10 protein-coding genes are annotated in these 10,586 nt (G+C 34.2%); 2 read left to right on the top strand and 8 right to left on the bottom strand.

Going from position 1 to position 10,586, the window contains the following annotated elements:
- The coding region (locus RTL21_RS13325; protein WP_312096372.1) for a S9 family peptidase at window positions 1-1,482 on the bottom strand (1,482 nt) is incomplete at its 3' end.
- A 253-nt stretch (window positions 1,483-1,735) separates the two neighbouring features.
- Between RTL21_RS13325 and RTL21_RS13320 the strand changes: the two genes are divergently transcribed.
- Complete coding sequence (locus RTL21_RS13320; RefSeq protein ID WP_312096371.1) at window positions 1,736-2,101, top strand: YhjD family protein; 366 nt, start codon at window positions 1,736-1,738, stop codon at window positions 2,099-2,101.
- 25 nt (window positions 2,102-2,126) lie between these two features.
- Here the strand turns inward: RTL21_RS13320 and RTL21_RS13315 are convergent, their stop codons facing one another.
- Window positions 2,127-2,714, bottom strand: a complete 588-nt coding sequence (locus RTL21_RS13315) for a competence protein ComK (RefSeq protein ID WP_312096370.1) — start codon at window positions 2,712-2,714, stop codon at window positions 2,127-2,129.
- Window positions 2,715-2,903: 189 nt separating this feature from the next.
- Between RTL21_RS13315 and RTL21_RS13310 the strand changes: the two genes are divergently transcribed.
- Window positions 2,904-3,134, top strand: a complete 231-nt coding sequence (locus RTL21_RS13310; protein ID WP_312096369.1) for an IDEAL domain-containing protein — start codon at window positions 2,904-2,906, stop codon at window positions 3,132-3,134.
- Between the two features lie 253 nt (window positions 3,135-3,387).
- On the opposite strand, the gene RTL21_RS13305 is transcribed toward RTL21_RS13310, so the two are convergent.
- The 6 genes from RTL21_RS13305 to RTL21_RS13280 all read right to left on the bottom strand — a co-directional run.
- Window positions 3,388-4,665, bottom strand: a complete 1,278-nt coding sequence (locus RTL21_RS13305; RefSeq protein WP_312096368.1) for a M48 family metallopeptidase — start codon at window positions 4,663-4,665, stop codon at window positions 3,388-3,390.
- 308 nt (window positions 4,666-4,973) lie between these two features.
- A complete protein-coding gene (gene lplA / locus RTL21_RS13300) occupies window positions 4,974-5,963 on the bottom strand; it encodes a lipoate--protein ligase (protein WP_312096367.1) in 990 nt (329 codons plus the stop codon).
- Between the two features lie 252 nt (window positions 5,964-6,215).
- Complete coding sequence (locus tag RTL21_RS13295; protein WP_312096366.1) at window positions 6,216-8,435, bottom strand: YhgE/Pip family protein; 2,220 nt, start codon at window positions 8,433-8,435, stop codon at window positions 6,216-6,218.
- A gap of 30 nt (window positions 8,436-8,465) precedes the next feature.
- A complete protein-coding gene (locus RTL21_RS13290) occupies window positions 8,466-9,056 on the bottom strand; it encodes a TetR/AcrR family transcriptional regulator (RefSeq protein ID WP_312096365.1) in 591 nt (196 codons plus the stop codon).
- A 293-nt stretch (window positions 9,057-9,349) separates the two neighbouring features.
- Window positions 9,350-10,294 carry a ferrochelatase gene (hemH, locus tag RTL21_RS13285; protein WP_312096364.1) on the bottom strand — a complete coding sequence of 315 codons (945 nt, stop codon included), beginning with the start codon at window positions 10,292-10,294 and terminating at the stop codon, window positions 9,350-9,352.
- A gap of 64 nt (window positions 10,295-10,358) precedes the next feature.
- On the bottom strand, window positions 10,359-10,586 hold a 228-nt coding region (locus RTL21_RS13280; protein WP_312096363.1), incomplete at its 5' end, for a uroporphyrinogen decarboxylase family protein.

Below are 10,586 nucleotides of genomic sequence, written 5' to 3'. Positions count from 1 at the left end.
CCCGCCATAATCTCCACGTACAGCATCTACAAATTGCTGTCCGTAGCCATGGCTTCCTCGCGGATTTATAAATAAGACCGCAAAACCATTGGAAGTTAGTGTTTGAAATTCATGGAAATAAGAATTAGCATACATCGCATGCGGTCCTCCATGAATCTCTAATACCATTGGATACTTTTCACCCTCTTTAAAGCCTTGTGGTTTCATTAACCAGCCATGTAGCTCCCAGCCATCTCGAGACATTAATTGTAATGGCTCAGCTTCCGAAAATGTATGTGTTTCAGCAAACTCTTTATTTACATCTGTAATTTGCTGAACCTCTCCTGTCTCTAAATCTAATGTATATAAATCTCCTGGGTGTATAGGGGTACTAATTGCCACAACTGCCCTTTTTAAACTTCCTCCAGTCGATAACCCATACACATGCTGATTATCAATAAGGGATGGATAAATTGCTCCAGAAATATTCCCAAAATAAACAATGGTATTTCCATGATCAGTTCCTAAAAAAGTAAAGCTTTCATTATCTTCTCCCCATAGCAGTCCAGGAGTTACGGATCCCTGTTGAAAATCCCCGATTGCATAATCACCAACATTTACGTCCCATTCTGGTGTCAAGCATTGTAAATAATCAGATTCTAGATCATATACCCATATTTTTGACAGAGTGGCATTCTCGAACTCTCTACCACTGCCTATTAATCCTACCTTTTTACTATCAGGCGTCCATGTTGCTTTTCCATAATTACCATTGCTTTCTGTAATCTTCTTCCAGCTTGCTTTTTTTCTGTTATATAGAAAAACATCGGAAATAAAGCTAAAATCCTTCTCTTTGCTTTCATCTGTACTAATTGCTATGTATTGCCCATCTGGTGACCAGCTTTGCAAGTAATAATTATTTTCTCCTGATGTAAGTTGCTCCATATCACCACTTTCTATGTTTACGACAGCAATATGATCATAGCTTCCATCCCAAAAGCCCTTCCCATCCGATTTATACTTCATATTAGTTACTTCTAAAGCAGTAACCTTTTCATCCTTCTCTTCCTTTTTCTTCTCTTTATCTTTTAATGTTTCTCCCGTTTTTAAATTACATTGAAAAGCGATTTCTTTGCCCTCAGGAGACCAAACTGGATTACTTACTCCATTTGCTAAAAAAGTAAGCTGCTTCGCTTCTCCTCCTTTTTTGCTTAATAGAAATAATTGGTTTTTTCCAGAACGATTGGAAATAAAGACAGCTTGCTCTCCATTCGGTGACCATCTTGGAGTATGGTTTCGATCTTTGCCAAACGTCCATTGTGAGCTTTCAAGTGTATTTAAATCCTTATAGAATATATTGGAGTAATACTTATCGGTTTCTTTACAAATGGAGGTGAGCACGTATAAACACTCTTGCCCTTTTTCATTTACCTGTGGATCTACCACAGATTTTAATTCATACAAATCTTCAGCATTTATTCTTTTACTTTCTTTCAATTCCATCTTCCTTCCCTAATTTAAAGTAATTATATATTTCGACAACTGAAATACTTTTCCCTCCTTATCTTTCTTTTTTTCTTATAAAATATTTTTGAGAGATATAATAAGTGAAATCTAACTGCCTGCATTTACAGTCAATAAAATTTGAGTATGGGCGATGAAAAAATATAATTATCTACTTGAAAATAGCAAATAAAACAGGTATCATCATATCAGAACAAATGTTCTATTTTATATTAGGAAGGGGGTAAAGATTATGACACGAATTCCTGAAATGGAAAGAGACATGATGGAAAAGGCTATTTATCTTCCTATGCTTTTGACTATACTTAATCGGGATCTGCAGGTCATCAAAATAGGTAATTTTAAATTAAAACAACCTTATATAGACCTTATAGAAAATACAATGAAAGCAGTACAATCGGAGTTGAAAAATACGAAGAATTATATGTATAAGCATGCAATGAAGATTCAAGAAGTAAATCGTGATGAAGCATTTACCATGTTTTTGTTTATTTATAACGGCTATGAGGAATATCATAATTACTTTAACCCACGCCTTCGCAATAAAGTCCAGGAATTATTAGAGTATTATTTGTACAAAAGGTTTACTATTAGTTAACAAAAATAAATAAAAAAATACCTGTTCAATTGTTATCCAGTTTGCTTCCCTTTTTTTTATAAGTCATTTGTCTTTCTGCAAGTTTTTTCTGTTTATCCATCACACTTTTATACGTTAACTTAGGATTAATACTTGCTTCGTAATTATAATGCTGTAAAGTTTTTAACGAATTCGTCCGCATTATTTGGTTTCTCAGCGTGTAGAGAGAAACCCCTATTTCTATCTTTTGCAAATTTTGAAAGGTGATTCTCACCTTGGACGCTTCTATTTTTTTTATATCAAGAATATGATGAAGAGAAATCCATGCACAGTTCTTATTTCTAGGAGAATGTGTAGGAAAAAAATAAACGGAATTAAATTCGTCAATTACAATAGGAATCTTATGATAATAAGTCATTAGCCGACGTGTTCCCTCCCTTCTCCCTTCATAGGAACTACCAAGATAATCGCAGGTATTTTTGACAATCATTAACGGGCTGAGTTTACACAAGAAAACATCATTATTTTCATATATCTTTGAATAAATAGCACCGTTAGCAAAAATGTAAGGCAAAACTGCGTGCGTGTGATAATTAATACAATGCTTATCTACTATTACATAATTTTCATCCATCTATAAACCACTCCTTTTATTAATAACCTTCTCTAATAATAGCACTTTTTACCTAATGAATCCCTCAATTATCTAATTTTTCAGAATATAGACATACTTTGTAATCAAATTTCATAATTTTTAAAAAATTAATTGATAATTATCAATTTCTCCCATATAATATTAAAAAGGCATCAGGAGGGAAAGACAATGAATGATAAGTCATACACTGAGTTTACAAAGTTAAGTGGCCTGAAAAAAAACACAGAAACTTATGTAAAAGACCTCTACATTGAAATGTTGCTTTCTGAAATTCAATTAAACAATGAAAAAGCTAGTTTGATGTCCTTGATCGATAAAGCCATTGATGAAAGAGATAGAGAAAAATTCAACGAACTTAGTATTAAATTCAATTTATTATGTAAGCGCTTCGGTACTTGATAGAACTGAATTTCTTAATAATTTAAGGATGTCCCAAAGAGCCTAATCAGCAAGCGAAAGATTAAGCTCTTTGAGACATCCTTTATCTTTTGGTTTTCTGTTTCCTAAAAGAATGGTGCATTTTCAATAGGAAAAATTAGCTATTTAGAAATATTAAACAGCCTGGATACATATAGACTCGCTGGACAGGACAAGTAAGCTCTGCAAAAGCGAATCGTATTCAGGCTGCCGTTTTGGTTAATTAGAACATTGGTTATTGTTGCTGATTTTGCAAACGTATGCTTTCCTCTTCTAGCTTACTAATTCTTTCTAACATCGTCGGGTGACTATAGCGGAATATTTTTACTAATAAAGGTGGATTTACTTCACTCAATCCCGTTTTCGCTAATTTTTGAAAAGTAACAATACCTGCTTCTGGATTCTCCGTTAATTGGACTGCATAATTATCTGCCCTTGTTTCCTCATACCTAGAAATCAAGTTAGTTAACGGATTTACAGCAAACAGCAACATGGAAATTAATAAAAGTACCAAAGGAAAGGATTGTATATCCTCTACTTTCCTTATTTGAAGTGCATGTCCCCATCTATTCACAATCCAGTGCATCAATTTATAAATAAAATATAAACCAAATAAAGAAAAGAATAAGGAAATGCCTATTCCAATATAAATGTGTTTTTCTACATAATGAGCCATCTCATGTGCCATTACAAATAATATCTCATCATTCTCTAATTCCTTTAAACTTGTATCCCAAAGCACGATTCTTGCATTGCTTCCTATCCCTGTAACATACGCATTTAATGCACTTGTTTTATCCGACATATTCACCTCAAACACATGATCAGCAGGTATCTCTGAGGCACTTGCTAGTTTCAATATCTCAGCTTCTAATGCTTTATCCTTTAAAGGCGTGAAATCATTATAAAGCGGATCAATGACGACAGGCTGGATAAAGGTAAGAAATAATGTAAACGGGATGGATAAAAGCCATGCATAAAGCCACCACCTTTTTTGACTCTTTCTCATTAGCCAATATAAGACTAAAACAACGAGATACAGAATAACATAATTCACCCAAAAATCAATCAATTGGTCCTTCATCCACGAAGGAAAGCTTTGTGTCGAAATATGATAGGTTTTTGACAAGGAATAACTGATATAACTAAGTGGAAAGGTCATAATAAATGCGGTTATAGTCAGCCAAAATAAATAAATGGCCGTTTGTAGCGACTTATATTTAGCAGACGCCTCTCCCCATTTTTTAAACACCTTTGAAAAACCAAATAACAAAATAAATAAGTAAAGAAGCCATTCAAATGGTGTAGATATAAAAAACAAGAAATTCCTTACCCGTGAGTATTCTTCGCTTAATACCAATTCTCTACTATTTAGAAAAGTACTTGGATCCGCATTTGACCCCTGGTATTCAAAGGGCAAAGTTGGACTAGTATGTTGAAATAAATACCAATAAAAAAACAAGCCGTATAAAACATAGGCAACTACTGCGTAAAAACCAATTTTTCTAGTCATAATCTCCCTCCTGCCTGCCTAGTACAACCTATTATTAATAAGTAGTCCAAAAAAGTTTTTTTAGAACTAAAAGGAGATATTTTTGTATTAATTTTGTTTATGTCCAATCGTTTAAGCTATATGTAATTTAAAACCGAGGACACTTGACTCCTGCGAAAAAAAAGGACAGCAAGTGTCTGTAACGTAATGAAACGGACTATTTTTTACAATTAATCGTAAAAAAAACATCAAAGTATGCAAAAAAGCATCCTAAATAATAGGATAACCACTATCATTTTTAGATGCCTAAAAAATATTCTTCTATATTATTAATAAATCAATTGCAAGAAATCTTCTTTTGTTACATTTCCAAAATAATGTTTAATCGAAACATCTTCTAATGCTTTTTCTAATTCGGAACGGTCATAGCGAACACCAATTAGTCGTTTTTCAATATCCTCTACATCTCCGACCCCAAAGAAGTCACCATATATCTTACAGTTTTTCACAATTCCTTTTACTACATCAAATCTTACATCAATTTGACCAACTGGGAAACGATGAGAATGCTGTAGATTGAATTTAGGAGATTTCCCGTAATTCCAATCCCAATTTTGATATCTTTCTTTTGATAATTGATGAATTTTCTCCCAATCATCTTCTGTTAATACATATTCTTGAATATTTTCTTCCCCATCAAAAAGATAACTTAATAACAAGCGGCGAAATTCTTCTATTGCTATTTTTTTCGGAAGAAATTCAGTAATGTTCGCTACTCTGCTTCTTACTGATTTAATCCCTTTTGACTCAATTTTGTCTTTTTTCACTTTCAATGCTGACACAATATGATCCATTTCAGAATCAAATAGCAATGTACCATGGGTAAACATTCTTCCTCTTGTAGAAAATTGTGCATTACCAGATATTTTTCTACCTTCAGCAAGAAGATCATTGCGACCACTTAGTTCAGCATTTACTCCCATGCTTTTCAGAGCTTGGACAACAGGCTCAGTGAATTTTCTAAAATTATGAAAACTATCCCCGTCATCCTTTGTGATAAAACTATAACTTAAATTACCTAGGTCATGATAGACAGCACCGCCACCAGACAATCTTCTAACAACATGTATGCCTTTTGATTCTACATATTCAGTATTAATTTCTTCTATCGTATTTTGGTTTTTCCCAATAATGATAGAAGGTTCATTTATATAAAATAAAAGAAAAGTTTCATTTATATCTAAATTTTTCAAAGCATACTCTTCTATTGCTAGATTAATACGCGGATCTGTAATCCCTTTATTATCTATAAATAGCATAAAAAGACACTCCTTATAATTTTGTAGAATTATATCCTATTTTCCCGAATTTAATTGCCCTTTTATACTATAACGAAAAAACGAGAAATAATCACTTCATTTGTACTTTTTTCATAGAATTGGCAAAGTTTTTTAAAGCGAAAGATATTTTTTAAGAAAGTAAAAAAGCTGCTACTAAGTAGCTTCACGAATTTCCATCGATTACGTGTTCAATAGATTTTTCTGTGAAGATACAAAGCAACAGCAATTTAATTATTCCACCGTAACTTCCATTTCATTATTTGTATATTGGCGTTTATATTTAAAGATAAAGTAAAAGGCTGTACCAGCAAAGAACACAAGTGGATAAATACCAAGAATCTCTGCATTATGCCACATATAGCTAAAATCACCAGTAGATATAACCGCTTTTAAGCCAGCTACTGAATAAGACATTGGTAAAAGATTGTGGATATGTTGTAAAACATTTGGTATTAACTCTAACGGGAAAGTCCCTGCACTTGTTGTTAATTGGAAAATCATAATTATTACGATAATAAATCGCCCAGGATTACCAAATAACGTAACGAAAAATTGGATAATCGAGAAAAATACCAAACTAGTTAGAACTGTAAATAGGATAAACAATGGCACACTTTGAACTTCCATACCCAAAATAACGAGCAATACAAAGGAAGCAACGAGTGCTTGTAAGACACCTACTCCAATTAGAATAATTGTTTTGCTTAAAAACCAGCGAATACCACTTTTAGGCTGTCCCTCTGGTTCCGCAAAAGAGAACACAATAGAGAGCATTAATGCACCAACGAATAATCCAAGCGAGATGAAATATGGCGCTAATCCCGTACCATAGTTTGGAACATCTGATACCTTTTCTTGATCGACTAAGATTGGCTCCGCAATCATATCATATGTTTTATCATCCGAATGAATCGAACTTGCTTCCTCTGCTCCATCCGATAATTTAGAAGAAAGCTCTTTACTACCATCCAATAAGGAAGACGTTCCGTTCACCAATTCCTTTGAACCATTTTTTAGCAAATTGGTTCCATCTGATAAAGCAGTCGAGCCTGTTGCAAGTGTATTCATTCCTGTTACCAACGTATCGGTACCTTCAGCCAATTTAGAAGAACCATCGACAGCTTTTGAGAATTCAGAAGCATACTGATTCATGCCAGAGACAAATTGTTCTTGACCCGCTACCTGTTGTTTTACCCCGGTTTCTAATTGGCTACTACCATCACTTAACTGATTGACACCTGTTTGAAGTTGGTTTTGTCCTTCCTTTAATTCGGCAAGACCACTTGAAAGACTTTCTCCACCTTCTGCTAGTTGGCCAGCTGCCTGACTCAAAGCTGCTGTATTTGTAGCAATAGACGAGCTGCCGTCCACTAACCCTTGCATTGCTGCTATCAACTGCTGTTGATTTTCTTCCGGTAATCCTTGCAGCATCGGCATAATCGAATTAATTGTTTCCTGTAGAGTTTTAGCACCTTCACTCAACTGATTTGCTCCATCAGCCAATTGTTCAGATTTATCGCTCCATTCGGTTAAGCTTTGCGCTAAAGTATCTGATCCTGTTTGCAACTGATTTGTCCCTTCTATTAACGAAGGAATATTGGCTTTTACTGTATCAATTCCTTCTTTCGTTTGCGAAACTCCATCAAGAATTGTTTGATCTCCTGCTTGCAATTTCTGCGCAGCAGTACTTAATTCCCCTTGTGCAGATTGCAGCTCGGACAATCCTTTATTCAAATCACCAGCTCCATTTGCCAGCTCTTTTACGCCATCATTCGCACTGTTTACACCATCTGAAAATTGAATAGACTTTTCAGCAAGTGTTTCTAAGTTTTTATACACTTCTTCTGTACCAGATTTAATTTCATCTGTTCCCTCTTCTAACTCCTTCGCACCAGTGCTTGCCGTTGTCAAACCATCAGACATTTCTGTAATGTTCTCAAAAATGGACTCAGCATAAGTTTCCGTCACTTCTTTACTAACACCTTGCTTTATTTTTTCAATTGCAGAATTTCCTATTTGAGAAGAAATAAAATTATATCCAGGATTAGAAACATATTTCAAATCTAATTTCTGGGGATTATCCTCAAGCAAGGTCGTTGCATTCTCTGAAAAATCCTTCGGTATCTCGATTAACATATAATACTTTTGATTTTCTAAATTTTTATAAGCAGTTGCCTTATCAACAAAAATAAAATTAAAATCTTCGCTATCCTTTAAATTTCCCACTAAATCTTTTCCGATATCTAATGATTTCCCATTCATTTCTGTTCCAGTATCTTCATTAACAACTGCAACAGGCAATTTATCTAAATTTCCATAAGGATCCCAGAAGGCCCATAAATAGATACCTGCATATAAGATCGGAATAAATATAATAGCAATAACAGAGATCAGCATCATTTTATTTTTAAAAATAGAGGACAGCTCTGCCTTTAATAAACTTTGTTTCATGTTATATCCCTCCATTTTTTATGACTCCCTTTACTTAGAAACGAAGGAATCACCTGATAATCCATAAAATAAATGCATTTCTAAACTAGAAGCTATTTCCTCTGCACTTAGAGGAGGGTGATTTTTTTCCCACTCAAAAATTAATGCTAAATATACTTTAAAGATAATAAAGGAAGTTAATGCTGGATCTTTTACCTGAATTTCCCCTTTATCTACAGCTTCTTGCACACGTATTTTCATATAATTTAAAATCGCATTTTCTAAGTGACTGATAACTTCCTTTACTTCTAAAGTACCAATTTCTCGTTGTTCTTGAAAAAGTTTAACCGTCAGTTGATGTTCTTTTCGGTACTCAAGCATATTCATCAATGCACGATGTACATTTTCCATAAACGTCGAGGACGGATCAAATGACGCATCTGCTCTTTCCTTCATTTCTGCTATCAAATCATTAATGATTTGATAAAAGAGCTCTTCCTTATTCTTAAAAAAAGTATAGATTGTTCCTTTTCCGACGTTTGCGATTTTAGCAACATGATCCATAGTAGTTGCTTTATAGCCGAACATAGAAAATGATTTTGTCGCTGCCTCTAAAATAAGCTTCCTGCGATCAACAGTCATATATATCCCACCTCTTTCTTTAATAGCAAATCCATGCGCTATTTTTCATACGATATGTAGGGAGAAAACAAAATTAGTCTCATGCTTTTCCCATTGGTCTTTCCCGTACTTTTATATTTGTTTTATCGTCCTATTAACTAAAATTGACTAAAATAACATTTCGGTCAGTTAGTACAAAAAAGAATATATCATACTGTTAAACCTCTTGCAACAAAAGAAACCAAGCGATTTTTTAAAAAATCACTTGGTTCCGTTTACAATATAATAATATCAAGAAAAAATTATTTTATGATTTATCCTTTAACAGGCACAGCAATTTCTTTTAAGACTGCTGTTGCTAATGCATCAATAAATTCCGGCTGTGCATTCGGCATTTTGGGTCGATAATAGCTTGCGCCAACTTCCTCGGTAACGACAAGGCATTCGTAGTCATTATCATATAAAACCTCTAAATGTTCTGCAACAAACCCTACTGGAACATAAACAAATGCTTTATATCCATGTTTAGCATGCAAATCTCTTGTTAAATCCTGAACATCTGGGCCAAGCCAAGGATCTGGTGTATTACCAGCACTTTGCCAGCCAAGATAATAAGTGGAAATTCCTGCTCCCTTTGCAATTAAATCTGCTGTTTCCTTTAATTGCTCTGGATAAGGGTCTCCATATTGAAGAATTTTTTCTGGTAGACTATGTGCGGATACAATTAACGCTGCGTTTTCTCTTTCTTCTTGAGTCATTTTGCTATAGGTCTCTTTTAATTGATTTACCCAATAGCTAATAAACTTAGGCTCCTTATACCAGCTTTCAATGCTGTGAATCGTCAAGCCTCCTAGTTTATCGGCCTCGGCTTTTGCACGATTATTATAAGATTTAATACTAAAGGTAGAATAGTGAGGAGCTAATACAATACTTACTGCTTCCTTTATTCCATCTTCATGCATCAATTTTACCGCATCTTCTACAAATGGTTCAATATGCTTTAAGCCTACATACATTTTAAATTCAATATCATCTTGTATTTCGTTAAGATGTGCTTCCAGTCCCTTTGCCTGTTCCATCGTAATTTTTGCCAATGGCGAGATTCCACCAATTGCTTCATAGCGACTTCTTAAATCCTCAAGCATTTCATCTGTCGGCTTTCTTCCATGTCTAATATCTGTATAATATCTTTCAATATCCTCTTCCTTATATGGAGTTCCATACGCCATAACTAGAAGACCCATTTTTTTGCGACCCATTTTCATTACCTCACCTTTCTACTATTTTGTATCTTTTTTCTTTATATATCCTTTAAAGTCGTTATTATTTACCCACACGCTTACTTAATAAATCACCAGAATATTCATGAATAAACCCAGTCAGCCTTTTTAACACAGCAGGATCTACATCCGGGAATACCCCATGTCCTAGATTAAAGATAAAGCCTGGTTGTTCAATTCCCTGCTCAATAATTTGTTTGGCCCTTTCTTCAATAACATTCCATGGTGCAAGTAACACAGCAGGATCCAGATTTCCTTGAACCGCTTTCGT

The organism is Niallia sp., from assembly GCF_031978665.1.
GTDB lineage: Bacteria > Bacillota > Bacilli > Bacillales > Cytobacillaceae > Niallia.
This window is presented reverse-complemented; position numbering and strand designations above follow the sequence as displayed.